Here is a 25,161-nt window from a genome sequence, read left to right as displayed (position 1 = left end):
GGTCCGCCACGACCAGCGGCGGATAAACAGACCATGAAAGCTCCGCTCAACTTCACTGCCGAACTGGTACCCGTGACCTATGCGGTGGCCTTGCTCGAGCTGGCGGAGGCCTTCGGGGTGCCACGCCCGGTGCTGTTCGCCGAGGCGCGGGTGCGCGCCGGGGTGCTGGACAGTCCCCATGGCCGCCTATCCCTGCTCGAGTTCAACCAGTTGGCCAGTTGCGCGCTGAAGCTCTGCAATGAACCGGCCCTCGGTTTGCTGTTGGGCCAGCGCCTGAACGTCTCCAGCCATGGCATCCTCGGTTATGCCGTGCTGTCCAGCGCCAACCTGGGCGCGGCCCTCCAGTTCCTCCTCAAGTATTACCGGGTCCTGGGGCTTGCCTATGAGCTGGAACTGGTCGAACTGGGCGATTGCGTCGAGCTGCGGGCCAGGGAGTCACTGCCGCTCGGCCCCCTCAGCCGCTTCGCCGGTGAAACCCTGCTGGCCAGCCTGCACAGCAGCGCCTGCTTTCTCATCGGAGAGCCCTTGCAAAGGGTCGAGGTCGGCTTCGTGCATGCCGCGCCCGGTTATGTGCAGCGTTACACCGAGGTATTTGCTACATCGGTGGCTTTCGATCAGCCCTACCAGCGCCTGAGCCTGCCGGTGGCTTACCTGGCGCGGCCGATGGCTCTGGCCAATCCGGCCACCCTGCAGATGTGCGAACAGCAGTGCGAGGCGCTATTGACCGCAGTGGACGTGGGCGACGCCCTAGTGACCCGGGTGCGGCGACTGTTGCTGGCGCGTCCCGGCAAGTTCCCTGGCCTGGAAGACGCCGCCCGGGCGCTGCACACCAGCGCGCGCAGCCTGCGCCGACACCTGGCGGGCATGGGGGTCAGCTACCAGCAGGTGCTCGATGAGGTGCGCAAGGGGCTGGCGCTGCAGTACCTCACCGGCAGCCACCTGCCCCTGTACGAGATCGCCGAACTGCTGGGGTTCAGTGATGCGTCCAATTTTCGCCGTGCATTCAAGAAGTGGACGGGTAAGCTACCCCGCGACTACCGCATTGAGGAGTAACCGATGAGTTCTGCTGCATCACCCGCCCTGATCCGCGAAACCTTTCCCGTCGGCCCCTTGCAGTGCAACTGCACGATCATCGGCGATCCCGCGACCAAGAAGGCCATCGTCGTCGATCCGGGCGGCAATCCCGAATTGATCATGGCGCGCCTCGACGCCCACGGACTCAAGGTAGTGAGCATCATCCACACCCATGCGCACCTCGACCACTTCCTCGCCTCCGGGCAGATGAAGGAAAAGACCGGCGCGACCCTGCACCTGCACAAGGAGGATCAGTTTCTCTGGGACAACCTGGAGACCCAGTGCCGCATGTTCGGTGTGCCCTACACCCCGGTGCCTGCGCCGGACCAGTGGCTGGCCGACGATGAGGCCCTGGCCTGTGGCTGTGGCGTGGCGCTGCACACCCCGGGGCATACGCCGGGGTCGATGAGCTTCTGGTTCCCCCAGGACAAGCTGCTGATCGCCGGGGACACCCTGTTCAAGCGCGGCATCGGTCGTACCGACCTGTGGGGCGGCGACTACTCGACCATCGAGCGCTCGATCAAGCAGCGCCTGTACCGGCTCGATGAGGACGCCACCGTGGTCACCGGGCATGGTGCCGATACGCGCCTGGGTGACGAGATGCGCGAGAACCCGTTTGTCCGTGCTTGAGGGCAAGAGCCAAGGCGCTGACTAGACTGATCACTACCAATGCCTTGGAGGGATTGTCATGCCTAGTCCGCGTCTGATTCTGACCTGCTGCTGCGCCAGCCTGCTGCTTGGCTGCGCGTCCCAGAACCCCTATGACGGTCAGCCCAGCAGCAACAAGACGGCCACCTATGGCGGCCTCGGCGCCCTGGCCGGCGCGGTGGCCGGCGCGGCGATCAGCCACGACAACCGCGGCAAGGGCGCGCTGATCGGCGCCGCCGTGGGTGGCGCGGCGGGCGCCGGCTACGGCTACTATGCCGACAAGCAGGAGGAGGAGCTGCGTCGCAGCATGCAGGGCACCGGCGTGCAGGTGGCGCGCCAGGGCGATGTGATCCAGCTGATCATGCCCGGCAACATCACCTTCGCCACCGATTCGGCGGAGATCGCCGGCAGCTTCCATGCGCCGCTGAACAACCTGGCCAACTCCTTCCGCCAGTACCCGCAGAACAGCATCGAGATCGTCGGCCATACCGACAGCACCGGCTCCCATGCCTACAACATGAACCTGTCGCAGCGCCGCGCGCAGAGCGTGGCCAACTACCTGATCGCCCAGGGCGTCGACCAGACGCGCCTGAGCACGCGCGGGGCCGGGCCCGATCAGCCGCTGGCGAGCAATGCCACGGCCGATGGCCGGGCGCAGAATCGCCGGGTCGAGGTCAATCTGCGTCCTTTGCCCGGCGCGCAATGAGGCCTGGATCCAGCCTCACGCACGGCCTTGCTGCACTTCTCACTGCGCGTTAGCAGCGGCTGCTAAGCTGGCACGGAACTTCGAGGCGCCTGGCGCCTCGAACTCCTCTGCGCGCGCTCAAGCCGTGCAGAACCACTGAATAAGGACGTATCCATGAAGAACTGGCGTAACCTGACTGCTTTGACGGTCGGCCTGACCCTGCTGGCTGGCTGCACCACCAATCCCTACACCGGCGAGCGTGAGGCCGGCAAGGCGGGGATCTATGGCGGGGTCGGCGCGGTCACCGGTGCGGTGATCGGGGCGGCTACCTCGAGCAAGAAGGATCGCGCCAAGGGCGCGTTGATCGGCGCGGCCGTGGGCGGCGCGGCCGGCGGTGGCTACGGTTACTACGTCGACACCCAGGAAGCCAAGCTGCGTCAGACCCTGCAGGGCACCGGCGTGCAGGTGCAGCGCAATGGCGACGACCTGAAGCTGATCATGCCGGGCAACATCACCTTCGCCAGCAATTCGGCGGATATCTCCAGCGGCTTCTACCCGACGCTCAACTCCCTGGTGCTGGTATTCAAGGAGTTCGACAAGAATGGTGTCGATATCGTTGGCCACACCGACAGCACCGGTTCGCTGGAGCTAAACCAGAACCTGTCCAACCGCCGGGCCCAGAGCGTCGCCTCCTACCTTTCGGCCAACGGCGTGGCGCCGGTACGGCTTTCCGCCTACGGTGCCGGGCCGAACCAGCCGATCGCCAGCAATGCCAGCGAGGCCGGCCGGGCGCAGAACCGCCGCGTCGAGATCAACCTGCGCCCGTTGTAACTCGGCGCAGTTCGGCAAGCCCCGCCCGCGCGGGGCTTTTTTGTGTCGTCGCTTTGCCGTCACTGCGCCTGCCGCTGGATTCCTGACTAGACTGCCTCCTTGAATGTTGCAAGGTGCCCTCACCTTCCTGGTGCGGGCTTGGCGGGCAGGGAAGCACTCAGGAGAGGTCATGGACGGCGTGTCGCATTCCATTCCCCCGAAACCCTGGCTGGCGGTATGGGTCACCTTGGCCCTGTTGCTGGGCCTGGGCGGGCTGATCGTCTGGCAGTGGCAGGCCCTCGAGGCGAGCAGCCAGGACGAGGCCCGCCAGCGCTTCCAGCTCGAAGCGCAGGATGTCGGGCAGCGCATTCTCCATCGCATGGCGGCCTACGAGACGGTGCTGCGCGGTATTTCCGGGCTGATGATCGGCAGCGATTACGTGTCCCCGGGAGAATGGCAGCGTGCCGTCGCTCAGCTGCAGCTGCAGGATCGTTATCCGGGGATCCAGGGGCTGGGCTGGGGGCGCTACGTGCGCGAGGGGCAGCTCGAGGAGTTCCTCGAGGGCGTCAAGGCCAGTGGTCGCGCCAACTACCAGACCTTTCCACTCGGTCCGCGCGAGGAGTACGTGCTGATCGACTACATCAGCCCGCTGGACTGGCGCAACCGGCGCGCTCAGGGGTACGACATGTTCAGCGAGCCGCTGCGCCGCGAGGCGATCGAGGCGGCGCTGAACAGTGGCGAGGCGGCCCTCACCGCACCGGTCATTCTGGTGCAGGAGACCCGCGCTGACGTGCAGGCCGGTATGTTGCTCTACCTACCGGTGTTTCGCCCCGGACAGCCATTGACCACCAGGCTCGAGCGGCGCGAAGCGCTGCTCGGCTTTGTCTATGGCGCCTTTCGCAGCCACGACCTGATGGCCGGCATCCTCGGCCCGCAAGGTCGCCTGTTCGATATCGAGCTCAGTGACCGTCAGGCCGGGCGGCCGCTGCTGGCCGAACAGCCCGCGCGGGTCGGCTCGGCGGCGCAGTTCAGGCACGCCATCGATTTGCCAGTGTACGGCCGCACCTGGGTACTGGAGGTCAGCAGTACCCCGCAGTACGAAGCCTCCCTGGCGCGCCGGAGCATGGGCTTCAACCTGTGGACGGCCCTGACCGCCGTGGGCTTGCTGGCGGCGCTGGCGGGGGGCTACCTGTACCTGCGCGAACGCCAGCTGTTCGTCAGCCAGCGGGCCACCGAGCAGTTGCGCGAACGCGAGGAGCGCTTTCGCATGGTGGTCGAGGCGTCGCCCAATGCCATCGTCCTGGTCGACAGTGGCGGACAGATTGCCATGGCCAACCAGCAGGCCGAGCAGCTGTTCGGTTATCCGCGGGAGGAGTTGCTCGACCAGCCGGTGGAGTTGCTTCTGCCCGAGCATCAGCGCCACGGCCATGTGCCATCCCGGCGCGGTTACCTGGAGCGGCCCGAGCCGCGGCGCATGGGCAGCAATCGCGAGCTGTTCGGCCAGCACCGTGACGGCCGTCTGATTCCCCTGGAGGTTGGTCTCTCGCCGCTGCGCAGCGGCGCCGATACCCTGGTGCAGGCGGTGATCATCGACATCAGCGAGCGCAAGGAAGCCGAGCAGCGCCTGCGCGATCAGGCCGAGCAACTGGTGTTGGCCAACCGCTACAAGTCCGAGTTTCTCGCCAACATGTCCCACGAGCTACGCACGCCGCTCAACAGCGTGCTGATCCTCAGCGACCAATTGCGCCAGAACAGCACCGGCAACCTCACCCAGAAGCAGACCCAGCACGCTGACATCATCCACCGGGCCGGCAGTGACCTGCTGCAGCTGATCAACAGCGTGCTGGATCTGGCCAAGGTCGAGTCCGGTCGCCTGCAGCTCGAAATCGAATCGCTGGACCTGCGTGAGCTGCTCGATGAACTGGACGCCAGCATGCGTCCGCAGGCCGAACTCAAGGGCTTGCGGCTGCACGCCCTGGTGGAACCCGGGGTGCCGGCGCGGATTCACAGCGACCGCGCGCGCCTGCAGCAGATACTGCGCAACCTGCTGTCCAATGCGGTGAAGTTCACCGAACAGGGCGAGGTGCGGCTGAGCGTCTGCCCGGCGCCCGCCCTCGACGAGCCGCAGCGGCTGAGTTTCAGGGTGCAGGACACGGGGATCGGTATCGCCGCCGAGCAGCATGAGCAGATTTTTCAGGCCTTTCAGCAGATCGACGGTTCGGCCAGTCGGCGCTTCGGTGGCACCGGCCTGGGCCTGGCCATCACCCGTCAGCTGGCGCGGGCGCTGGGCGGCGAGGTGCACGTGCAGAGCGAACCGGGCCGGGGCTCGTGCTTTACCCTGAGCCTGCCGGTACAGGCGCCGGTCGCGCCGGCAGGCGAGGCGCTCGAAGTTCAGCCGCGGCGCCAGGGCGTGGGGCCGGCCGTGCTGATCGTCGAGGACAATGCCAGCTTCGCCTCGGTGCTGGCCGAGGCAGCCCATGCCCATGGGTTTGCCAGCGTCTGCTGCGGCACCGGCCTGCAGGCGCTCGAGCTGATGCGGCAGGAGCGTTTCCGCGCGGTGATTCTGGACATCCTGCTACCGGACATCAGTGGTTGGCAGCTGTATCGCCAGCTGCGCGGTCAGGCCGAACACCGCGATACGCCGGTGCACATCATCTCCAGCGCGCCGCAACCAGCCGACTGGAACGACGACGGTACCCGCTACCTGGTCAAGCCGATCAGCCGGGAGGACCTCGAACGGGTCTTCGCCGAACTCCAGGGGGCCGGCCAGGCCCAGGCGCCGGCGTTGTTGCTGGTGGAGGACGTGCAAGTGGAGCGCGAGCACTATCGCCAGCACCTGCAGCAACTGGGTTTCGAGGTGGTCAGCTGCGCCAGCGCGACAGAGGCGCTGGCGGCCTATGCCGAGCGGCAGTTCGCGGCCCTGGTGGTCGACCTCGACCTGCCCGACCTGGACGGATTCGACCTGCTGGAAACCCTCGACCGGCGCACGCCCCTGAATGGCGCGCGGGTGGTGATCAACACCGGCGTGGATGTCACCCAGTTGAGTCTGCAACGTCTGCGGCGCTACAGCGCGGTGGTGGTGCGCAAGCAGGGCGAGGATCTGCAGGCGCTGGGCGAGGCCGTGCAGGGATTTCTCGGCGGCTTGCGCGCTGCCGACCGGAGCCGGGGCGATACGCGGCCCACTAGTCTGGCCGGGCGCCGGGTGCTGCTGGTGGACGACGATGTGCGCAATGTCTATGCGCTCACCGCCTTGCTCGATGCCGCCGGGATCGAGGTCACGTCGGCCAAGGATGGGCAGGAGGCCATTGCCAGCTATCGTCAGGCCGAGGCGGAGCTGATCCTGATGGACATGGCGATGCCACACATGGACGGCTATGCAGCCACCCGGGTGCTCAAGCAGGAGCACGGTTGCACGGTGCCCATCATCGCCCTGACCGCCCATGCGATGAAGGGCGACCGGGAGAAATGCCTGGCCGCCGGCGCCGATGACTACCTGGCCAAACCGGTCAGTGGCGAAGAGTTGCTGAGCATGCTGGAGCGCTGGTTGAACCAGCCGTCACAGGACGCGCGCCAGTCGCGCGCGGCGACCGTGGACCAATCCTGGAGCGCTGGCTCCAGGTAGCCGGCGCGCCGTCAAGCAAGGAGGTAGGTATGGCACAGCTGCAAGCCAAGGGCGCCGCCAGGAGCAGGCAGACGCTGCTGGTGGTGGATGACCGGCCGGAGAACCTCGAAGCCATGCAGGCGTTGCTGGGCGACGGCGACTGGCAGCTGCGTTGCGTCAGTTCCGGCGAGGCGGCGCTGCAGTGCCTGCTGGACGAAGAGGTGGGCCTGGTGCTGCTGGATGTGCAGATGCCGCACATGGATGGCTTCGAGGTGGCGCGGCTGATGCGCGGCAATCCGCGCACCCGCTACATCCCGATCATCTTCGTCTCGGCCATTGCCCAGACGGCCAATGCGGTGCTCCAGGGCTATGCCACCGGCGCGGTGGATTTCATGCTCAAGCCCTTCGATCCCAAGGTGCTGCGCCACAAGATCCACTCGTTGCTCGACCATGAGCGCAATCGCAGCGAGTTGCTGCAACTGACCCAGCAGCTGGACAGCGCGCGGGCCTTCAACGCCTCGGTGCTGGACAACGCCGCCGAGGGCATCATGGTGGTCGGCGAGGATGGCCTGATCCGTTTCGCCAATCCGGCCATGGCGCAGATGCTCGGCTATTCGGTCAACGAACTGCAGGGCAGCGCGCTGCTGTCGCACCTGCGCAGCCCGGCGGTCGAGTGCGACTGGCAGCAGTCGGAGTTCTACCAGCACTGGCGCCAGAATCAGACCTACCGCGTGCATGAGGCCAGCCTGCGTACCCGCGATGGCGGCAGTGTGCCGGTGGCCCTGTCCTGCTCGCCGCTGCCCAAGCTGCAGCAGGCCATGGTGGTGCTGGCGCTGGACATGTCGGTGGTGCGCAGCCTGCACTCGCAGCTGGAATCCCTGGCGGTGACCGATCCGTTGACCGGGCTGCTCAACCGCCGCGGCTTCCATCAGGCCCTGGAGTCGGCGCTGTCGCGGACCGGGCGCAGTGGTCAGCGTCTGGCCCTGCTCTATCTCGATCTGGATGGCTTCAAGCGCATCAACGACTCGTTGGGGCATGGCGTCGGCGACCAGTTGCTAAAGCGCGTGGGCGAACAGCTCAAGGCCAGCCTGCGCCCCTACGACACCCTGGCGCGGGTCGGTGGCGACGAGTTCACCGCGGTGCTCGACAGCCTCGGCCATTCGGAGGACGCGGCGCGGGTGGCGGAGAAGCTCATCGAGCAGGTCTCGGTGCGCCACAGCCTCAACGGCGTCGACTTCACCGTCGGCGCCAGCGTCGGCATTGCCTGCTTTCCCGAGTGTGGGCAGACCGTCGACAGCCTCCTGCGCGCCGCGGACATGGCGATGTACGAAGCCAAGCGCGCCGGACGCCAGCAATACCGCTTCTTCCTGCCGGAAATGAACGGCCGCGCCCGTTCGCGGCTGATGCTCGAGGAAAGCCTGCGCACGGCCATCGAGCACAACGACTTCGTGCTGGTCTACCAGCCGCAGATCTACCTGGACAGCGGCCGCCTGCGAGGTTTCGAGGCGCTGCTGCGCTGGCAGCACCGGGTCGCCGGCACCGTGGCCCCCAGCGTGTTCATTCCCCTGCTGGAGGAAACCCGCCTGATCAACCGCCTGGGCGACTGGATCTTCCACCAGGGGGTGCGCCAGTACGGCGAGCTGAGCCGGGATTTCAGCGATGACCTGGTGCTCAGCATCAATGTCAGCCCGGTGCAGTTCGGCATGCCGCAGCTGGTGGAGGACCTGGGGCGGGTGCTGGACGAGTTCCAGCTGGACCCGGCCCGGCTGGAGGTCGAGGTGACCGAGAGCGCGTTGATGCAGAACCTGGAGAATACCCAGGAACAGCTGCGCCAGCTGCGCCTGCTGGGGGTGAAGATCGCCATCGACGACTTCGGCACCGGTTACTCATCCCTGGCCTATCTGCGCCATTTCGAGCTGGATACCCTGAAGATCGACCGTCTGTTCATCGCCAACATGCTCGACTCGCCGAGGGATGCGGCGGTGGTCAGCACCATCATAGACCTGGGGCGCAATCTGGGCCTGGAGGTGATAGCCGAAGGGGTGGAAACCCGGGCGCAGCGCGACTGGCTGATCGCTCACCAGTGTCCGATCATGCAGGGCTTTCTGGTGGCGCCGGGGCTGTCGGCGGAGGATGCCGGACAGTTCCCGGCGCAGCTCGACTGGGACGCGCTGCCGGTGCATGGCGCGCCCAAGGACTGAGGTCGAGGGCGTCGTGCCTCAGCGGGCGGGGTAGCGGCGGTGCAGCTCTGCCAGCTCGGCGTCCTTGCGTTGCCACAGCTGGTTGACCCACTGCTGGAAGGCCAGGCGGTAGCCGTCATCCTGGTCGTAGTTGTTGCCAATAAACGCCCGGTCGATCGGCAGCTGGCCGAACGTGACCACTACCTCCGTCACCTCACCGCTGAGCAACGCCCAGAAGCCCGGATTGCCTTGGGGATAGTGGATGGTGACGTTGACGATGGCGTCCAGCTGCTCGCCCATGGCATCCAGCACGAAGGCGATGCCGCCGGCCTTGGGTTTCAGCAGGTGCTGGAAGGGCGAGTCCTGGGCGGCATGCTTGGCCGGGGTGAAGCGCGTGCCCTCGAGGAAGTTGAAGATCGCCGTGGGCTGGCCGCGAAACTTGGCGCAGGTGCGCCGGGTGGTCTGCAGGTCCTTGCCGCGCTTCTCCGGGTGCTTGGCCAGGTAGGCCTTGGAATAGCGCTTCATGAAGGGAAAGCCCAGGGCCCACCAGCACAGGCCGATCACCGGCACCCAGATCAGCTCCTGCTTGAGAAAGAACTTCAGCGGGCGGATGCGCCGGTTGAGCAGGTACTGCAGCACCAGGATATCGACCCAGCTCTGGTGATTGCTGGTGACCAGGTAGGAGTGCTGGTAGTCCAGGCCCTGCAGGCCCTCGACCTGCCAGCGGGTCCGGCACAGCAGCTTCATCCAGGCCTTGTTGCAGCTGATCCAGGCCTCGTGGATGAAGTTCATCAGGACGCTGCACAGGCGCTGCGCGGCGGCGAACGGCAGGCAGACCTTCAGCAGCGTCACGCCGAATAGCGGCCAGCACCAGAACAGGGTGTTGAGTGCCAGCAGGCTGGCGCCGATCAGGCCGCGAAGGGGGGCGGGCAGAAAATGCAGCATGGGGGCAAGTGCCTCCGCCAAAAGGGGGGCTAGGGCCCCGGGTCGTTGAGTGCCCGAGATTTTCCACCCCGGGTCGGCGGCGCACAGGTTAACCGTTGCGCCTCGAACTGCAAGCCCTGGCGTACCCTGATGATCAGCACAGATCGCCACCAATTGCCGCTGTTTCTGCCATTCCGTCCATCCGCTGCGGCAGGCTGGCGGCCTGGGTCGCGGTCAGCGCGATGGTGTAGACGATGTCGTCGACCAGGGCGCTGCGTGACAGGTCGTTCACCGGCTTCCGCAGGCCCTGCAGCATTGGCCCGACGCTGAGGCAGTCGGCACGGCCCTGCAGGGTCTTGTAGCTGCTGTTGCCGCTGCTCAGGTCGGGGAATACGAAGACCGTGGCGCGGCTGGCGGCCGCACCCTCTGCCGCCGGCTGCGGGCCATTGCCGACGAGGGCGGCGATGTCGATCTGCAGCGGCCCGTCGAACGTCAGGTCCGGCCGTTCGAGCCTTGCCAGGCGGATCGCCTCGCTCACCTTGGCGAGCTCCTCGGCATTGCCAGGGGCGCTCAGCATGGCTACCCGCGGGTCGATGCCCAGGGCCTTGGCCGAGTCGGCGCTTTGCGCGGCGATCTCCGCCAGCTGCGCGGCGCTGGGGGCGGAATTGACCGCGCAATCCCCCAGTACCAGCACCTGGTCCGGCAGCAGCATCAGGTACAGTGAGGACACCAGGCTATAGCCGGGCGCCGGCTTGATCAGCTGCAGGGCCGGGCGGATGGTGCTGGCGGTGGTGTGGATGGCGCCGGAGACCAGACCATCGGCCTCGTCCAGGGCCAGCATCATGGTGCCCAGCAGCACATTGTCTTCCAGCTGGGCGGCGGCCATCGGCGCGTTGAGGCTCTTGCCCTGGCGCAGCTCGACCATCGGGGCGACGTAGCGTGCCCGAATCAGGTCGGGGTCGAGGATCTCCAGCCCCGCGGGCAGGTCGATGCCCTGGGCCTGGGCCACGTTCCGCACCTCCTCGGGCTTGGCCAGCAGCACGCAGCGGGCGATGCCGCGGGCCTGGCACAGGGCGGCGGCCTGCACGGTGCGTGGTTCGCTGCCTTCCGGCAGGACAATGCGCCGATTCGCCGCCTTGGCCCGCTGTTCCAACTGGTAGCGGAACGCCGCCGGCGACAGGTGGCGCTCGCGCGGGCTGCCGCAGCGGATGCGCAGCCAGTCGTGGTCGAGGTGGCTGGCGATGAACTCGGCGACCTTCTCCGCGCGGTCACGGTCGTCCAGGGGAATCTCCTTGTTCAGGCGATTGAGGTCGGTCGCGGTATCGTATGAGCCAGTGGCCACGGTCAGCAGCGGCAGGCCGCCGAGCAGGGCGCCGCGACACAGCTCCATGATCCGCGGGTCGGGGCTGAAGTCGCTGCACAGCAGCAGCCCGGCCAGCGGCACGCCGTTCATTGCCGCCAGGCTGGCGGCCAGGATGATGTCGTCGCGGTCGCCCGGCGTCACCACCAGGGTGCCGGGCTTGAGCAGCTGCACGGTATTGGCCACCGCGCGGGCGCAGAGCACGATCTTCAGCACCCGCCTCAGCTCGTAGTCGCCAGCGTTGAGCACGCGGGCCCCGAGCAGGTCGGCGATGTCACGGGTGCGCGGGGCGTTCAGCTCCTCCTGCCAGGGTATGCAGCCGAGCAGGCGAAAGTCCTCGCCGCGAAACAGCGCCGAGCTGTCCCTCACCCGGCGGGCATAGGCCTCCAGGTCCTCTTCGCTGCGCACCTTGTTGAGGATCACCCCGAGCACCTTGGGGTCCTTCGGCCCGCCGAACTGCTGGGCCTGAATGCCGACCCGGTCGCACAGCTCGCCGAGGCTTTCCTGTTCCGGCGCCGAGACCAGGATCACGTCGGCGTCCAGGCTCTTGGCCAGGTGGAAGTTGACCCGCGCCGCGTAGCTGGCATGCCGGGTCGGCACCATGCCCTCGACTATCACCACGTCCTTGTCCTGTGCGGCCAGTTGGTAGCGGCTGACGATATCCTCCAGCAACTCATCCAGCTGACCGTCGCCCAGCATCTGCTCCACCCGGCTCAATGCCAGTGGTGCAGGCGAGTGCAGGCCGTGGGTGCGGGCGATCAGTTCGCTGGAGCGTTCCGGCCCGGTGTCGCCCGGATGCGGCTGGGCGATGGGCTTGAAGAACCCGACCCTGAGCCCGGCGCGCGCCAGGGTACCGACCAGGCCGAGGCTGACGGACGTGAGGCCGACGCCGAAACCGGTCGGCGCGATGAAGAAACTGTGCATGGGGCTTCCTGGCTGAGGGCGCCCCTGTGTCCGGGGCACCGCTGTTGTTCGGTGCCCTGGCCCGCTCGCTGGAGCAGGCCAGGGTCTGGTCATGTTCTAGCCGTCCCCCGGCCCGTCGTCGGGAGGCTGCACGGCGGCGCGCTGGCACCAGCCGCAGGCGAAGCGCTGGCCGCGTTGACCTTCGCGCTTGGCCGGGTCGAGGACCCAGGCGCGCTCCTGCCAGGGCGGCTGGTGGCGCAGATGCTGGGTGTGCCCGCAGGAAAGCACGGCGACCCAGTGAGCGTCCTCGTCCTGACGGAAATCCAGCAGGCGCACGGGTTCTTCGCTTGGCCGTCCGTCAGCGCTCGGGTCGCTTTCGAGCGTTCCCTTGGTTAGAATTGTTCGTTCATTCTTCTTAAGCAAAAGGTCTCGCCCCATGCTGATCGCCGCCAACAAGGCCGTCTCCATCGACTATACCCTGACCAACGATGCCGGTGAGGTGATCGATAGTTCCGCTGGCGGCGCGCCGCTGGTTTACCTCCATGGCGCCGGCAATATCATCGGCGGCCTGGAAAAGGCCCTGCTGGGCAAGCAGGCCGGTGACGAGCTGAGCGTCGCGGTCGAGCCGGAAGACGCCTACGGCGAATACAGCGCCGAGCTGGTCGCCACCCTCAACCGCTCGATGTTCGAAGGCGTCGACGAGCTGGAAGTCGGCATGCAGTTCCACGCCTCCGGTCCGGACGGCAGCATGCAGATCGTCACCATTCGCGAGCTGGACGGCGACGACGTGATCGTCGACGGCAACCACCCGCTGGCCGGTCAGCGCCTGAACTTCCAAGTCAAGGTCGTCGCCGTGCGTGACGCCAGTGAAGAAGAAGTGGCCCACGGTCACATCCACGGCGAAGGTGGTCACCACCACTGATCCGCGGCAGGCATGCCGGCGCCGAAGTTCGACTTATGGTTGGCTCGACTGCGCCCGCGACTGCTAAGCTGAGTTAAACGAAAAGGCGCCCGTCAACGGCGCCTTTTCTGTCCTTGGTACCTTATCCCCTGCAGTTTCAAGGAGTCCGTCATGAGTGCCTTTCACGACATCAATCTGCGTGCGCTGGATGGTGAGGAACTGCCGCTGGCGCCTCTGAAAGGGCAGGTGGTGTTGGTGGTCAACGTCGCCTCCAAGTGCGGCCTGACGCCCCAGTACGCGGGTCTGGAGAAGCTCTACCAGCAGTACCGGTCGCGCGGGTTCAGCGTGCTGGGCCTGCCGTGCAACCAGTTCGCCGGGCAGGAGCCGGATGGCGAGGCGGCCATTCGCGAGTTCTGCAGCCTGAACTACGGGGTGAGCTTTCCCTTGGGCAGCAAGCTGGAGGTCAACGGCCCCGAGCGGCATCCGCTGTACCGCCTGCTGGCCGGCGAGGGTGCCGAGTTCCCCGGCGACATCACCTGGAACTTCGAGAAGTTCCTGGTCGGCCCGGATGGCCGGGTGCTGGCGCGCTTCTCGCCGCGCACCACGCCGGAGGATCCGGCGCTGATCCAGGCAATCGAGAACGCCCTGGGCTGAGTCTCGCGGCCGAGTCGGACCGCTCCCTGCGGTTCGGCTCGGCCACTCCCCCCTGCAGCCGATCCGCTGCGCTAACAGCTTCCGCGCTTTTCCTGGCTAATCACCCCCATCAATAGTGCTGGGCCGGCGAGACGACCGGTCATATCCTCGCGGCCATGAACAGCCGACTGCGACTCGACAAGCGTGACCTGATCCTCGCCAAAGGTGCCGAGGTGATGACCCGTCGTGGTTATCACGGCGCCGGCGTGCAGGAAATCGTCCAGGCCGCCGGGGTGCCCAAGGGCTCCTTCTACCACTACTTCGCCAGCAAGGAAGACTTCGCCCTGCAGGCCCTGCGCCAGCTCTACGAGCCGCGCCTGCAGCGCTACGAGCAGGCCCTGGGCAATGCCGCGCTGAGCCCGCGGGCGCGAATCCTCGGCTACTACCGGGAACTGGTGGAGCACTTCGCCCGCCAGGAGCGCCCAGAGCACCACTGCTTCATCGGCAGCCTGAGTTTCGAGATGGCCGAGCTTTCGCCGGCCATCGGTGCCGAGGTGGACGCCATCCTGCAGCGCTCGGCGGACATCCTCCGGCACTGCCTGGAACAGGCCCAGGCCGCCGGCGAGTTGGGCGCGGACGAGGACTGCGACAACCTGGCGAGCTTTATCGCCAGCGCCTGGCAGGGCGCGCTGACCCGCCTGAAAGTGGCGAGCAATGCCCGCGTGCTCGACGACTTCCTGTTGCGTTTGCAGCGCCTGCTGCAGGCCTGATTTTTTCACCCTATCGACTAGACGACCGGTCGCCTGGCCGGCCCAGAGGAGCAACCATGAACGCCCCGGTACAAGCCCTGTTCCAACCCTTCAGCCTCGGCGCCCTGGAGCTGCCGACCCGCGTGGTGATGGCGCCGATGACCCGCTCCTTCTCGCCCGGCGGCGTGCCCAACAGCAAGGTCATCGAGTACTACCGCCGTCGTGCGGCGGCCGGGGTCGGCCTGATCGTCACCGAAGGCACCACGGTCGGCCACAAGGCCTCCAACGGCTATCCCAACGTGCCACGCTTCTACGGCGAGGACGCCCTGGCCGGCTGGCAGAAGGTGGTCGAGGCGGTGCACGCCGAGGGCGGCAAGATCGTGCCGCAGCTGTGGCATGTGGGTAACGTGCGCAAGCTCGGCACCGAGCCGGACGCCGAGGTGCCGGGCTACGGCCCCAGCGAGAAGCTCAAGGACGGCAAGGTCATCGTCCACGGCATGAGCAAGGCGGACATCCAGGAGGTCATCGCCGCTTTCGCCCAGGCCGCCCGCGATGCCCAGCGCATCGGCATGGACGGGGTGGAGATCCACGGCGCCCACGGCTACCTGATCGACCAGTTCTTCTGGGCCGGCAGCAACCAGCGCGACGACGAATACGGCGGCGACCTGGCCCAGCGCTCGCGCTTCGCCATCGAGCTGATCCAGGCGGTGCGCGCCGCGGTCGGCCCGGACTTCCCGATCATCTTCCGCTTCTCGCAGTGGAAGCAGCAGGACTACAGCGCGCGCCTGGTGGAAACCCCGGAAGCCCTGGATGCCTTCCTCAAGCCGCTCTCCGAGGCCGGCGTGGATATCTTCCATTGCTCGACCCGGCGCTTCTGGGAGCCCGAGTTCGACGGTTCCGAGCTGAACCTGGCGGGCTGGACGCGCAGGCTCACTGGCAAGCCGACCATCACCGTCGGCAGCGTCGGCCTGGACGGCGAGTTCCTGCAGTTCATGGTCAACACCGACAAGGTCGCCCAGCCGGCCAAGCTCGAGGGGCTGCTGGAGCGCCTGCACAAGCAGGAGTTCGACCTGGTGGCCGTGGGGCGCGCCCTGCTGGTCGACCCGGACTGGGCGCTCAAGGTGCGCGATGGCCGCGAGGCGGACATCCTGCCGTTCAGTCGTGAGGCGCTGATGAGCCTGGCCTGAGACCGTTTTGAAGGGGGCGCCGGCTTACGGCGCACCGCTCCTCGAGCCCCGTTTTTCGGGGCTTTTTTTCGACCCGGGAAAGGCCGGGAGGGGCCCGGCAATGCCAGGCCCGACCCGGGCGCTGGGGCTCAGAAGCGGTAGTTGACGCCGAGGGTCAGGGTGCGTCCGGGCGCCGCCTGGCGGCCCCATGGGCTGGTGTCGATACCGCGGAAGTAGTACTGGCGGTCGAACAGGTTGCTGATCCCGGCGGAAGTGGTCAGCAGACTGCCGTCGTCGAGCTTGAACTCGCGCTCGATGGCGGTGTTCCACAGCCAGTAGGCCGGCAGCCGGCCGACGGTGGCGTTGGCGTCCTCGTCGCGGCTGTTGGCCGCATCGGTGTAGGCCTGGCTCACGTAGAGGCCGTCCAGGGTGTAGGTCCAGACTCCGGCGAAACGGTAGCGGCCGTCCACCGTGAGCTGGTGGCGGGAGGCGAAGGGCACCTCGTTGCCCTTGAAGGCGCCGGCGCGCTGTTCGCTGTCGAGGAAGGCGTAGCCGGCATGCAGGTCGAGGCCAGGCAGCGCCGCTGGGGTCCAGAACAGCTCGCTCTCGATGCCCTGGTGGCGGGTGCTGCCGAGGTTCTCGAAGCGGTCGTTGCTGCGGTTGTATTCGATCTGGTCCTCGAAATCGATGCGGTACAGGCCGAAGTCGATGCGCAGGCCCTGCCAGGGGGTGTAGCGCACGCCCGTCTCGTAGTTCCAGGCCAGTTCGGCGGCGACGTCGCCCTCTTTGACGATGGAGGTGATCTGCGGCACGCGCAGGGACTTCTGCGCGTTGGCATAGGCGAACCAGGCATCGCTGAGCTGATAGCCCAGACTCAGGCCGGGCAGCCACTCCTCGGCGACACTGTCACGTTCGACTGCGCTGACGCCGTCGGCGTATTCCATGCGCGCATGCTCGTAGCGCACTCCGGGGGTGATGGTCAGGCGGCCGTCGAGCAGCTCGATCTCGTTGCTGACATAGGCGGCCTTGGCCTCGTCGTCGAAGGTCCAGTCGCGGATCACGCTGTGCGCGCCTGTGCCCAGGTTCTGGCGGTTGACCTCGAAGTCGACGTCTTCCTTGACCAGGCGGGCGCCGAGCAGCCAGGTCTGGCTGACGCGGTCGCCGTCGATGCTCAGGCTCAGGCGCGGCTCGCTGCCCCAGACGCGGAAGTCGCGCGGCGCGTCCTGGAAGGTGGTCGGCGTGGCGTCGGGGGTGAAGGGCAGGCCGACGAGGAAGTTGCGGTAGCTGTGCTGGGCGAAGTTGGTCCAGCTGAACTCCGCCGCGTCGAACGGGCCGATGGCCCCGAGGTACCGGCTGTAGGTGGCCCACACACGATCGCTGTCGCCCTCGAAGCGGTCGAGGTCGCGGGTCGACTGGCGCGGGTCGTCCTTGTAGTCGGCCACGCTGAGGGCGCCGGCCAGGTCCAGGTCGGCCTTGTAGCGCTGCACGCCGAAGCTCAGGCTGCGCGTGTCGTCGATGTCCCACTGGCCGCGCAGGCGGTAGTTCTGTACCTCGCTGTCGGAGTGCTCGCGGCCGTACTCGCCGGTGACGGTGTTGAGGTCCAGTTGCAGGCCGAAGTTGTCGGTGAGGTAGCCGCCGGTGCCAAGGTAGCTGTCCCACAGGCTGCGCCCGCCTGGGGCGAAGGTGGCGCGTTCCTGCAGGGTACTCTCCCACTGCCGGGGGATGGGTTTGCTGATGAAGTTGATCACCCCGCCGACGTTGTTGGGGCCGTACTGCACGGCGGCGCCGCCGCGCACGATGTCGATGCGCTCGACCGTGGCCAGGGTCTGCGGGAATAGCGACAGGCTGGTCTGGCCGTAAGGTGCCAGAGACAGCGGGATGCCGTCGGAGAGCACCTGGGCGCGACCGCTGCGGCTCTCGTAGAGACCGCGCACGGAGATCTGCGGCAGCGCACCGGTGCCGGTCTCGTCGAACACCTTGACCCCGGGAACGCGCTGCAGGGCATCGTCGAGGCCGCGCACGCTGGCCTTGCTCAGATCCTCGGCGCCGACCACGCTGCGGCTGCCGGGGTATTTGCGCACTTCGGCGTCGCTGGCCGTGCCCAGCACATCGCCCTTGATCACCGTCGGGGCGAGGACCGTCTGGGCGCTGCTTGTGTCGGCTAGGGCGGCGTGGCTGATGGCGAGCGTCAGCAGGCTGAGGGGCAATGAAAGAAGTCGAGCGCTGTTGTGCATGAGCGGGTCTCAGTATTAACGATGGGTTTGGAGGCGCGGGAGGCGCCTCCGAGGGGTGGCAGGTCTAGAGCGCGCCGGATTGGCGGGCGTGACCGGCCGGATCGCCGGGACGGGATCCCATGGCGTGGTACTTGGTGGTGCTGGCTTGGACGCGCCCCGTACGAGCGGGCTGCGCAGTTGGGCAGGTGGCAGTGCATTCAATAAAAGTCATTCACTAATGGTAATAATTCTCATTGGGTGATGTAAATGACTTTGTGCTCTCGCGCCTGGCGCCACGGTTGCGCGTCGTCCGGGCCCGGCGGGGAGAGCTGGTGGCGGAGTGCGCGCCGTTCTCCGCGAAACGGGTACGGGGATAGATGAGTGGTCGTTGCTGTCCGGAGCGGGGGCGGCCGCCAAGGCACGGGCGGCTGCGGCTTTGCTTACTCGCGCTTGAGCAGGATGCCGGCCCCGCCTGGCAGGCCGTTGGCGGCTGGGAGCAGGGCGCTGCGCAGCAGCTGTTCGAAGCGCTCGACTATGGCGTCCCAGCCCTGCTGCGCGGCGTGCTGCCGGGCGTTAAGGCGGGCCCGGCGCAGGTTTTCTCGATCCGCCAGCAGCCACTGCGCCGCCGCGATAAAGCCCTGTTCGTCGCCGGCGCCGGCCAGCACGCCGCTGTGCCCGTGGCGGATGTGCTGCGCTGCCGCGGCCTGGTCGAAGGCCACCACGCCGAGTCCCGAGGCCTGGGCTTCGAGCACCACATTGCCGAAGGTTTCCGAGAGGCTGGGAAACAGGAACAGGTCGCCCGAGGCGTAGTGCGCGGCCAGTGCCTCGCCGCGCTGCAGGCCACAGAAGCGGGCGTCCGGCAGTTGCTGCTGGAGGCTGGCCCGCGCCGGACCGTCGCCAACCAGGATCAGCTGCAGGCGGCGTCGCGGGTGCGCGGCCTGCAGGGCGCGAAAACTCGCCACCAGCAGGCCGAGATTCTTCTCGGCGGCGAGGCGGCCGACATGCAGTACGGCGATGTCGTCATCCTCCAGGCCCCAGCCCTGGCGCAGTTCCGCTGAGCGCTTTATCGGGTGGAACAACTGGGCATCGACGCCACGCGCCAGCAGCTCCAGGCGCTCGAAGCCGCGGCGCTGCAGCTCCTGCTGCTGGCTGAGACTCGGCACCAGGGTCATCCGGCAGCGGTTGTGGAACCAGCGCAGGTAGCCGGTCAGGGCACGGGCCAGCAAGCCGAAGCCGTAATGCCTGGTGTAGAGCTGAAAGTTGGTGTGAAAGCCGCTGACCACCGGAATCCGCAGGCGCCGGGCGGCGCGCAGGGCGGACAGGCCTAACGGACCCTCGGTGGCGATATAGACCACGTCCGGGCGCCGCAGCCGCCAGTGGCGCAGCAGCTTGTGCCGCGCCGCCTGGCCCCACTGCAGGCCGGGGTAGCCGGGCACTGGCCAGCCGCGGGTCAGCAGCAGCTGCTCGCTGCTGGGCCGGTTCTGCTCGCTGTCCTGCCGGGGGCGCACCAGTTGCAGGCGATGGCCGCGAGCGCGCAGCCCCTGCGCCAGGCGGCCAAGGGTGTTGGCCACGCCGTTGATCTCCGGCGGGAAGGTTTCACTGATCAGGGCGATGGATAGCGGGGCTGTACTCATGGCGGCAGTGTCGACCGCCGCCATGTAGCGGATATGACCTTAACGTTGCGTAATGGTGACAGCGCCCTCGCCGCGCTCGCGCACCCAGAACAAGGTCGCGCCGGCCACCGCCGCCGGCATCATCAGGATGTTCAGCCCCGGCACCAGCAGCGCGGCGTAGGTGATGCCGCCGAACCCCAGGCTCTGCCAGCGCTTCTCGCGCAGCCAGGCGAGCATGTCCGGCCAGCTCATCTTGTTGTTGTCCGCCGGGTAGTCGATGTACTGGATGGCCATCATCCACACCCCGAACAGCAGCCACAGCGGCGCGGCGATCAGGTTGACCACCGGGATGAAGGTGAGGATCAGCAGGCCGATGGCCCGTGGCAGGAAGTACAGCAGCTTGCGTGCCTCGCGGCCGAGGGTGCGCGGCACCATGGCCAGCAGTTCGCCCCAGCTGAAGGCGGGGAAGGGGTCTTCGCCGCGTACCACCACCTCGACCTTTTCGGCGAGGAAGCCGTTGAAGGGCGCGGCGATGATGTTGGCCAGCATGGTGAAGCTGAAGAACACCATCAGCAGCACCAGCACCACGAACAGTGGCCACAGCAGGTATTCGAGAAAGCCCAGCCAGTCCGGCAGGCTCGGCATGAAGGTGTCGACCCAGCCGCCGAACTGCTGCACGGCGAAACCGACCAGGGCGACGAAGAGGATCAGGTTGATTGCCAGGGGCAGCAGTACGAACAGCCGCAGGCCAGGGCTGAGCACCAGTTTCAGGCCTTCGCCGAGGTATTGCGGGCCGGATAGAACGGGAGCGGGCATAGGGTTCTCCGTCAGGTGGACGTGGCGCCGACCTTACCGGCTTTGTCGGGCAGGGGAAAGTCGCCGGACGCTCTATGAACCTGTCGCAAGCGGTTCGTTCGGGCCGTTATTAGCGATCTCTATCCCACGTATTGGCAAAGGGTATTTCCTAAGCCTCGCGGGCTTGGGTAGCCTGCGCCGCAGTCAATCAGCCCCGTAGCCCGCGATGCGCAGCGGGGTTGCAACGTTTCGGTGGCTAGCGCTCCTACACAGCCTTCCCCAAGTGCTCAGCTAGCCCCCTTTTATTCGCACCGGTCGAGCCACCGGCAGGAGTCAGATATGTCTGCAGCACGTCATGCCCGGGTGATCATCCTCGGTTCCGGCCCGGCCGGCTACAGCGCCGCGGTCTACGCCGCGCGGGCCAATCTCAAGCCGCTGCTGATCACCGGCCTGCAGGCCGGCGGCCAGCTGACCACCACCACCGAGGTCGACAACTGGCCGGGCGACGTCCATGGCCTCACCGGTCCGGCGCTGATGCAGCGCATGCAGGAGCACGCCGAGCGTTTCGAGACCGAGATCGTCTACGACTATATCAATGCCGTGGACCTGGCCGGCAAGCCGTTCACCCTGGTCGGCGACAGCGCCACCTACAGCTGCGATGCGCTGATCATCGCCACCGGCGCCAGCGCCCGCTACCTGGGCCTGCCGAGCGAGGAAGCCTTCATGGGCAAGGGCGTCTCGGCCTGCGCCACCTGCGACGGCTTCTTCTACCGCAACCGCGAGGTGGCGGTGGTCGGCGGCGGCAACACCGCGGTGGAGGAGGCGCTGTACCTGGCCAATATCGCCAGTAAGGTGACCCTGGTGCACCGCCGCGAGACCTTCCGCGCCGAGAAGATCCTGCAGGACAAGCTCAAGGAGCGCATTGCCGAGGGCAAGATCGAGCTGCGCCTCAATGCCGAGGTCGACGAGGTGCTGGGCGACAACATGGGCGTGACCGGCGTGCGCCTGAAGCAGGGCGATGGCAGCAGCGCCGAGCTGAAGGTCGACGGCCTGTTCGTCGCCATCGGCCATACGCCGAACACCTCGCTGTTCGAGGGCCAGCTGGCGCTCAAGGACGGATATCTGGTGGTCAACGGCGGCCGCGACGGCAACGCCACCGCGACCAATGTGCCGGGTGTGTTCGCCGCCGGCGACGTGGCCGACCACGTCTACCGCCAGGCCATCACCTCGGCCGGCGCCGGCTGCATGGCGGCCCTGGACGTGGAGCGCTACCTCGACGGCCAATAGGTTCAGCGATACGAAAAAGCCCCGCGAGATGCGGGGCTTTTTTCTGCGCGGGCGTTATGGCCTCGGGGCTCAGCCCTTGCGGGCGAGCGGCAGGTGCTCGAAGCGCACGCCGGCCAGGCCGGTGTCCATCAGGGCGCGGATATTGCCGTGGTCGCTACCGTTCGGGGTGGCCAGCACGCTGCGGTAGTGTTCGCCGAAGCACAGCAGGGTCTCTTCCAGGCTCAGGCCTTCGAGCAGGGCCAGGCCTAGGGTCTTGCACGAGCCCTCGTTCTGCCCGGCGGCATTCTCCACCGCACCGTTGTGGAAGGCGCTCGGCTGGTAGTCGTAGTGCTCGGCGATAAAGGCCAGGGTCTCGGCGAAGGCGAATTGTTCGCTGCGCAGGCGGGCGCGGAAGTCGTTCAGCGCACTCATGCCTGCTTGCCCTTGTCGAAGGCCGCCTGCTGTTCGGCGCTGGCTTCCTTCTGGTATTTGGCCTTCCACTCGGCATAGGGCATGCCGTAGATCTCCTCGCGGGCCTGGTCCGGGGTGACCTGCAGGCCGAGGTCGTCGGCGGCGGCCTTGTACCACTTGGACAGGCAGTTGCGGCAGAAGCCGGCGAGGTTCATCAGGTCGATGTTCTGCACATCGGGGCGGCTGCGCAGGTGTTGCAGCAAGCTGCGGAAGGCGGCAGCTTCGAGTTCGAGGCGTTCTTGCTCGGTCATGGCGGTGCTCTCTCGGGGCAGGCTGACTGTGTGGTCGCCGATGATAAGAGCCCGCCTGGCTGACGGCAATGCCCCGGCGCAGCGCGGCGCCGGGTGGTCGGCCGTGCCAGTCAGCGATGGCCGGCGAGGGTGATCGACACCGATTCGGCGAAACGCAGGGCGTGGGGCTTGTCGACCTCCACCTCGGCGTAACGCACCGAGGCGTGCTCCATCACCAGGTCGAGGATTTCCTGGGTCAGGCGCTCGAGCAGGGCGAAGCGGTTGCCTTCGACGTGCTGGATGATCGCCTTGGTGATGGTGCGGTAGTTCAGTGCGTGGTCGATGTCGTTGTCGCGCACCGCGTCCACCGCCGGGTAGAGGATGGTCAGGTTGATCAGCACGTCCTGCTTGTTGTTGATCTCCTCTTCCTTGATGCCGATGTAGGTGCGCAGGCGCAGGTCCTTGACGCGGATGCGCGCCATCCCGGGTTCCAGTCGCGGCATGTTCAGTGGCTCCGTCCGATCAGTTGCAGGAATTCCTGGCGGGTGTTGGTCGACTCGCGGAAGGCGCCGAGCATCACCGAGGTGCTCATCACCGAGTTCTGCTTCTCCACCCCGCGCATCATCATGCACATGTGCTTGGCCTCGATCACCACTGCCACACCGGCGGCGTTGGTGACCTGCTGCACCGCCTCGGCGATCTGCCGGGTCAGGTTCTCCTGGATCTGCAGGCGGCGGGCGAACATGTCGACGATCCGCGCCACCTTCGACAGGCCCAGCACCTTGCCGGTGGGGATATAGGCAACATGGGCCTTGCCGATGAAGGGCAGCAGGTGGTGCTCGCACAGCGAGTACAGCTCGACGTCCTTGACCATCACCATCTCGTCGTTGTCGGAGGCGAACAGCGCGCCGTTGACCACCTCCTCGAGGCTGGTCTGGTAGCCGTGGCAGAGGTACTGCATGGCCTTGGCCGCGCGCTTCGGCGTGTCCAGCAGGCCTTCGCGCTCGGGGTCCTCGCCGACGCCGATGAGGATCTCGCGGTAGTGGTTGGACATGGGTGGGTTCATCGCAGGGTCCTCGCGGCGCGCCTCATTTGAGGTGGCGGCCGCCGTTGACGGTGAGGGTGGTGCCGGTCACGTAGGGGTTGTCCAGCAGGTAGCGCAGGCTCTGGTAGATCACCTGCGGTCCGGGCTCGATGCCCAGCACGGATTTGTCGAGGGTCTTGGCGCGGTACTCGGCGTCGTCCTCGGGGTTGAACATGATCAGGGCCGGGGCGATGCCGTTGACCTTGATCTGCGGGGCGAACTGGGCGGCGAAGGACAGGGTCAGGCTGTCCAGTCCGGCCTTGCTGGCGCAATAGGCCGCGCGCTTGGCGCTGCCCTTGCGTGCCACATCGTCGCTGATGTGGACGATGTCGGCCGGCGTCGAGCGGCGCAGCAGGTCCGCGCAGTGCAGGTTGATCAGGTAGGGCGCCAGCATGTGCACGCTGAACAGCTGCTGGAACACCGCGGCTTCCTGGCCGGGGGCGGCGCTCAGCCAGGCGGAGGCGTTGTGCACGATCGCCCGCAGGCGGTCGGTGTGCTGCTTCAGCTGTTCGATGAAGGCGAGGATGCCGGCCTCGTCCGAGAAGTCGGCCGGCAGCGTCAGCGCGCCCATCGCGCGCAAGCGCTGCAGTCCCTCGCGCTCGCTGCGGAAGGTCACGATCACCGGGTGACCCTCCTCGAGCAATCGCTCGGCACAGTGCAGGCCGACCCGCTGGCTGGCGCCGGTAATCAGGATGGGGGCTGGGCTCGCGCTCATGCTTGGGCTCGGAGTAGTGATTAAGAGGCTCAGCGGCACCGAGACCGGGTACCTGACCAGTACGGCGCGGTGTCGACTGAACCAGCGGCAAACTTATACCACAGCGCTTTTTTGTACAAGCCTTGGGCGAGCCGGAATCGCTTCCGCGCCCTCATGGACAGGCTATTTGATTGAGTTGTATGGCGTTTGCGGGGATGCGCAGATGCCGTGAAAACTTGTCCTGGTGCTGTACAATAATGTTTTTGTTGTACAGATGTGGTGGGGCACCTGGCCGTTGCGCAGCGCCGCCCGGCGTGGGTGGGGACGAGCCGGTGTTGCTGCGGACGAGCACAGCGCCAAGCCCGTCTTGTAACGGGCTGATCCTGGTGTGCTCCTGTCGCTCCGGCGTCAGCGCCCCGCGGCGGCGCTGGGACGGTGCAGGGGAGCGGCGCTGTCGCGCTGCAGCCAGGGCGCCAGCAGGCGCGTGACCAGCGGGATGAACAGGTAGGTCATCAGCGGGGTCAGGGCCAGGGTGGTGAGCAGTATGCGCGGCAGCAGCGAGACGTCCGCCAGGGCGCTGCCGAATACCAGGTTGAAGGCCAGTGACACCGGGAAGAAGGCCAGCCAGATGGCGATGCTCTGCTTCCAGCGCGGCGCTTGCCGATGGCTGGCGCCGAACCAGGCATCGAGGCCGATGGCCCGGCGCTCCTGGGGCTGGGCGAACAGGCCGCTGCCGCGCTCGAGCCAGGCGCGGCGCGAGGCGGAGTGCTCCCAGGAGGCCAGGGTCTGCTGGTCGGCGAAGCGGAAGACGATCTGGAACTCGTCATCGCCCGGTGGCGGGGCCAGTACGCCGGAGCCCAGGTAGCCGGGAAAGTCGGTGGCCAGCTGTTCGCCTTCATGCAGCCAGGCGATCAGGTCGTGATAGCGGCCGCTGGCGACGCGGCGCGCCACCATCAGGGTGACGGGTTCTGCAGACATTGTGTATCTCCATTGCGATCGGCGCGTCATCCGGGTAGGGGACGCGCGGCACGCAGCCCGGGGTGATGGGCTGCGTGTAAATGACAGGCAAGGATTATTCCGTTTTCTGCGAAATTAGCCAGCATGCCGAGGCCGTTCGTGCTTTTGCTGACCAGCGGTCAGGCGCTGGTCCTGAGTCTGGAG

At 67.0% G+C, this 25,161-nt stretch carries 23 protein-coding genes; 11 read left to right on the top strand and 12 right to left on the bottom strand.

Features of this window, described 5'->3' with window-relative positions; translation table 11 throughout:
• Positions 1–33: 33 nt before the first annotated feature.
• From ACSX1D_RS16185 to ACSX1D_RS16160, 6 genes are all read left to right on the top strand, one after another.
• Positions 34–1,053 carry an AraC family transcriptional regulator gene (locus ACSX1D_RS16185; RefSeq protein ID WP_439859484.1) on the top strand — a complete coding sequence of 340 codons (1,020 nt, stop codon included), beginning with the start codon at positions 34–36 and terminating at the stop codon, positions 1,051–1,053.
• A 3-nt stretch (positions 1,054–1,056) separates the two neighbouring features.
• Positions 1,057–1,704, top strand: a complete 648-nt coding sequence (locus ACSX1D_RS16180; protein ID WP_439859483.1) for an MBL fold metallo-hydrolase — start codon at positions 1,057–1,059, stop codon at positions 1,702–1,704.
• Positions 1,705–1,762: 58 nt separating this feature from the next.
• Positions 1,763–2,428: an OmpA family protein gene (locus ACSX1D_RS16175; protein ID WP_439859482.1), complete on the top strand. Its 666-nt coding sequence runs from the start codon at positions 1,763–1,765 to the stop codon at positions 2,426–2,428.
• 153 nt (positions 2,429–2,581) lie between these two features.
• Complete coding sequence (locus ACSX1D_RS16170) at positions 2,582–3,238, top strand: OmpA family protein (protein WP_439859481.1); 657 nt, start codon at positions 2,582–2,584, stop codon at positions 3,236–3,238.
• Between the two features lie 169 nt (positions 3,239–3,407).
• Positions 3,408–6,839 (top strand): response regulator, encoded by a 3,432-nt coding sequence (locus ACSX1D_RS16165; protein ID WP_439859480.1) that lies wholly within the window; start codon positions 3,408–3,410, stop codon positions 6,837–6,839.
• 29 nt (positions 6,840–6,868) lie between these two features.
• Entirely contained in the window at positions 6,869–9,019 is a 2,151-nt protein-coding gene (locus ACSX1D_RS16160) for an EAL domain-containing response regulator (protein ID WP_439859479.1), read from the top strand.
• Between the two features lie 18 nt (positions 9,020–9,037).
• On the opposite strand, the gene ACSX1D_RS16155 is transcribed toward ACSX1D_RS16160, so the two are convergent.
• From ACSX1D_RS16155 to ACSX1D_RS16145, 3 genes are all read right to left on the bottom strand, one after another.
• Positions 9,038–9,940, bottom strand: a complete 903-nt coding sequence (locus ACSX1D_RS16155; RefSeq protein ID WP_439862345.1) for an acyltransferase — start codon at positions 9,938–9,940, stop codon at positions 9,038–9,040.
• A gap of 136 nt (positions 9,941–10,076) precedes the next feature.
• A complete protein-coding gene (gene pta, locus ACSX1D_RS16150) occupies positions 10,077–12,206 on the bottom strand; it encodes a phosphate acetyltransferase (protein ID WP_439859478.1) in 2,130 nt (709 codons plus the stop codon).
• Positions 12,207–12,302: 96 nt separating this feature from the next.
• Complete coding sequence (locus ACSX1D_RS16145) at positions 12,303–12,653, bottom strand: DUF3565 domain-containing protein (protein ID WP_439859477.1); 351 nt, start codon at positions 12,651–12,653, stop codon at positions 12,303–12,305.
• Here ACSX1D_RS16145 and ACSX1D_RS16140 point away from each other — a divergent pair.
• The 4 genes from ACSX1D_RS16140 to ACSX1D_RS16125 all read left to right on the top strand — a co-directional run bounded on the left by ACSX1D_RS16140 (position 12,622) and on the right by ACSX1D_RS16125 (position 15,655).
• On the top strand, positions 12,622–13,107 hold the full coding sequence (locus tag ACSX1D_RS16140) for an FKBP-type peptidyl-prolyl cis-trans isomerase (protein WP_439859476.1): 486 nt from the start codon (positions 12,622–12,624) through the stop codon (positions 13,105–13,107). The genes ACSX1D_RS16145 and ACSX1D_RS16140 overlap by 32 nt on opposite strands.
• 150 nt (positions 13,108–13,257) lie before the next feature.
• A complete protein-coding gene (locus ACSX1D_RS16135) occupies positions 13,258–13,740 on the top strand; it encodes a glutathione peroxidase (protein ID WP_439859475.1) in 483 nt (160 codons plus the stop codon).
• A 155-nt stretch (positions 13,741–13,895) separates the two neighbouring features.
• The gene (locus ACSX1D_RS16130) at positions 13,896–14,489 is read left to right on the top strand and encodes a TetR/AcrR family transcriptional regulator (RefSeq protein ID WP_439859474.1); all 594 of its coding nucleotides are present in this window, start codon (positions 13,896–13,898) and stop codon (positions 14,487–14,489) included.
• Positions 14,490–14,545: 56 nt separating this feature from the next.
• Complete coding sequence (locus ACSX1D_RS16125) at positions 14,546–15,655, top strand: NADH:flavin oxidoreductase (protein WP_439859473.1); 1,110 nt, start codon at positions 14,546–14,548, stop codon at positions 15,653–15,655.
• A 128-nt stretch (positions 15,656–15,783) separates the two neighbouring features.
• On the opposite strand, the gene ACSX1D_RS16120 is transcribed toward ACSX1D_RS16125, so the two are convergent.
• The 3 genes from ACSX1D_RS16120 to cysZ form a co-directional block, all read right to left on the bottom strand.
• The gene (locus ACSX1D_RS16120; RefSeq protein WP_439859472.1) at positions 15,784–17,868 is read right to left on the bottom strand and encodes a TonB-dependent receptor family protein; all 2,085 of its coding nucleotides are present in this window, start codon (positions 17,866–17,868) and stop codon (positions 15,784–15,786) included.
• A gap of 419 nt (positions 17,869–18,287) precedes the next feature.
• Positions 18,288–19,481, bottom strand: a complete 1,194-nt coding sequence (locus tag ACSX1D_RS16115) for a glycosyltransferase family 4 protein (RefSeq protein ID WP_439859471.1) — start codon at positions 19,479–19,481, stop codon at positions 18,288–18,290.
• 39 nt (positions 19,482–19,520) lie between these two features.
• The gene (gene cysZ, locus ACSX1D_RS16110) at positions 19,521–20,276 is read right to left on the bottom strand and encodes a sulfate transporter CysZ (RefSeq protein WP_439859470.1); all 756 of its coding nucleotides are present in this window, start codon (positions 20,274–20,276) and stop codon (positions 19,521–19,523) included.
• A gap of 318 nt (positions 20,277–20,594) precedes the next feature.
• Between cysZ and trxB the strand changes: the two genes are divergently transcribed.
• On the top strand, positions 20,595–21,542 hold the full coding sequence (trxB, locus tag ACSX1D_RS16105) for a thioredoxin-disulfide reductase (RefSeq protein WP_439859469.1): 948 nt from the start codon (positions 20,595–20,597) through the stop codon (positions 21,540–21,542).
• Positions 21,543–21,611: 69 nt separating this feature from the next.
• On the opposite strand, the gene ACSX1D_RS16100 is transcribed toward trxB, so the two are convergent.
• The 6 genes from ACSX1D_RS16100 to ACSX1D_RS16075 all read right to left on the bottom strand — a co-directional run bounded on the left by ACSX1D_RS16100 (position 21,612) and on the right by ACSX1D_RS16075 (position 24,978).
• The gene (locus ACSX1D_RS16100; protein WP_439859468.1) at positions 21,612–21,953 is read right to left on the bottom strand and encodes a HopJ type III effector protein; all 342 of its coding nucleotides are present in this window, start codon (positions 21,951–21,953) and stop codon (positions 21,612–21,614) included.
• Positions 21,950–22,243, bottom strand: coding sequence for a DUF1244 domain-containing protein (locus tag ACSX1D_RS16095; protein WP_439859467.1), 294 nt, complete (start codon positions 22,241–22,243; stop codon positions 21,950–21,952). Before ACSX1D_RS16095 ends, ACSX1D_RS16100 begins: the two co-directional genes overlap by 4 nt.
• 110 nt (positions 22,244–22,353) lie before the next feature.
• Entirely contained in the window at positions 22,354–22,725 is a 372-nt protein-coding gene (gene folX / locus ACSX1D_RS16090) for a dihydroneopterin triphosphate 2'-epimerase (protein WP_439859466.1), read from the bottom strand.
• Between the two features lie 2 nt (positions 22,726–22,727).
• Positions 22,728–23,288: a GTP cyclohydrolase I FolE gene (gene folE, locus ACSX1D_RS16085; RefSeq protein WP_439859465.1), complete on the bottom strand. Its 561-nt coding sequence runs from the start codon at positions 23,286–23,288 to the stop codon at positions 22,728–22,730.
• A 22-nt stretch (positions 23,289–23,310) separates the two neighbouring features.
• Positions 23,311–24,021 (bottom strand): dihydromonapterin reductase, encoded by a 711-nt coding sequence (folM, locus tag ACSX1D_RS16080; protein ID WP_439859464.1) that lies wholly within the window; start codon positions 24,019–24,021, stop codon positions 23,311–23,313.
• A 387-nt stretch (positions 24,022–24,408) separates the two neighbouring features.
• Complete coding sequence (locus ACSX1D_RS16075) at positions 24,409–24,978, bottom strand: antibiotic biosynthesis monooxygenase (RefSeq protein WP_439859463.1); 570 nt, start codon at positions 24,976–24,978, stop codon at positions 24,409–24,411.
• Positions 24,979–25,161: the final 183 nt, after the last annotated feature.

Origin of the sequence: Pseudomonas sp. MBLB4136 (assembly GCF_051904765.1) — a bacterium.
In the GTDB taxonomy this organism is placed as follows: Bacteria; Pseudomonadota; Gammaproteobacteria; order Pseudomonadales; family Pseudomonadaceae; genus Aquipseudomonas.
The sequence above is the reverse complement of the archived record's forward strand: the minus strand, read 5'-3'. Positions and strand labels throughout refer to the sequence as shown.

What these genes read in the sequence shown, in the direction of transcription:
- ACSX1D_RS16185 (WP_439859484.1), top strand. Translation starts at nt 34, where the DNA reads ATGAAAGCTCCGCTCAACTTCACTGCCGAACTGGTACCCGTGACCTAT.
- ACSX1D_RS16180 (WP_439859483.1), top strand. Translation starts at nt 1,057, where the DNA reads ATGAGTTCTGCTGCATCACCCGCCCTGATCCGCGAAACCTTTCCCGTC.
- ACSX1D_RS16175 (WP_439859482.1), top strand. Translation starts at nt 1,763, where the DNA reads ATGCCTAGTCCGCGTCTGATTCTGACCTGCTGCTGCGCCAGCCTGCTG.
- ACSX1D_RS16170 (WP_439859481.1), top strand. Translation starts at nt 2,582, where the DNA reads ATGAAGAACTGGCGTAACCTGACTGCTTTGACGGTCGGCCTGACCCTG.
- ACSX1D_RS16165 (WP_439859480.1), top strand. Translation starts at nt 3,408, where the DNA reads ATGGACGGCGTGTCGCATTCCATTCCCCCGAAACCCTGGCTGGCGGTA.
- ACSX1D_RS16160 (WP_439859479.1), top strand. Translation starts at nt 6,869, where the DNA reads ATGGCACAGCTGCAAGCCAAGGGCGCCGCCAGGAGCAGGCAGACGCTG.
- pta (WP_439859478.1), bottom strand. Translation starts at nt 12,206, where the DNA reads ATGCACAGTTTCTTCATCGCGCCGACCGGTTTCGGCGTCGGCCTCACG.
- ACSX1D_RS16140 (WP_439859476.1), top strand. Translation starts at nt 12,622, where the DNA reads ATGCTGATCGCCGCCAACAAGGCCGTCTCCATCGACTATACCCTGACC.
- ACSX1D_RS16145 (WP_439859477.1), bottom strand. Translation starts at nt 12,653, where the DNA reads ATGGAGACGGCCTTGTTGGCGGCGATCAGCATGGGGCGAGACCTTTTG.
- ACSX1D_RS16135 (WP_439859475.1), top strand. Translation starts at nt 13,258, where the DNA reads ATGAGTGCCTTTCACGACATCAATCTGCGTGCGCTGGATGGTGAGGAA.
- ACSX1D_RS16130 (WP_439859474.1), top strand. Translation starts at nt 13,896, where the DNA reads ATGAACAGCCGACTGCGACTCGACAAGCGTGACCTGATCCTCGCCAAA.
- ACSX1D_RS16125 (WP_439859473.1), top strand. Translation starts at nt 14,546, where the DNA reads ATGAACGCCCCGGTACAAGCCCTGTTCCAACCCTTCAGCCTCGGCGCC.
- ACSX1D_RS16120 (WP_439859472.1), bottom strand. Translation starts at nt 17,868, where the DNA reads ATGCACAACAGCGCTCGACTTCTTTCATTGCCCCTCAGCCTGCTGACG.
- ACSX1D_RS16115 (WP_439859471.1), bottom strand. Translation starts at nt 19,481, where the DNA reads ATGAGTACAGCCCCGCTATCCATCGCCCTGATCAGTGAAACCTTCCCG.
- cysZ (WP_439859470.1), bottom strand. Translation starts at nt 20,276, where the DNA reads ATGCCCGCTCCCGTTCTATCCGGCCCGCAATACCTCGGCGAAGGCCTG.
- trxB (WP_439859469.1), top strand. Translation starts at nt 20,595, where the DNA reads ATGTCTGCAGCACGTCATGCCCGGGTGATCATCCTCGGTTCCGGCCCG.
- ACSX1D_RS16100 (WP_439859468.1), bottom strand. Translation starts at nt 21,953, where the DNA reads ATGAGTGCGCTGAACGACTTCCGCGCCCGCCTGCGCAGCGAACAATTC.
- ACSX1D_RS16095 (WP_439859467.1), bottom strand. Translation starts at nt 22,243, where the DNA reads ATGACCGAGCAAGAACGCCTCGAACTCGAAGCTGCCGCCTTCCGCAGC.
- folX (WP_439859466.1), bottom strand. Translation starts at nt 22,725, where the DNA reads ATGCCGCGACTGGAACCCGGGATGGCGCGCATCCGCGTCAAGGACCTG.
- folE (WP_439859465.1), bottom strand. Translation starts at nt 23,288, where the DNA reads ATGAACCCACCCATGTCCAACCACTACCGCGAGATCCTCATCGGCGTC.
- folM (WP_439859464.1), bottom strand. Translation starts at nt 24,021, where the DNA reads ATGAGCGCGAGCCCAGCCCCCATCCTGATTACCGGCGCCAGCCAGCGG.
- ACSX1D_RS16075 (WP_439859463.1), bottom strand. Translation starts at nt 24,978, where the DNA reads ATGTCTGCAGAACCCGTCACCCTGATGGTGGCGCGCCGCGTCGCCAGC.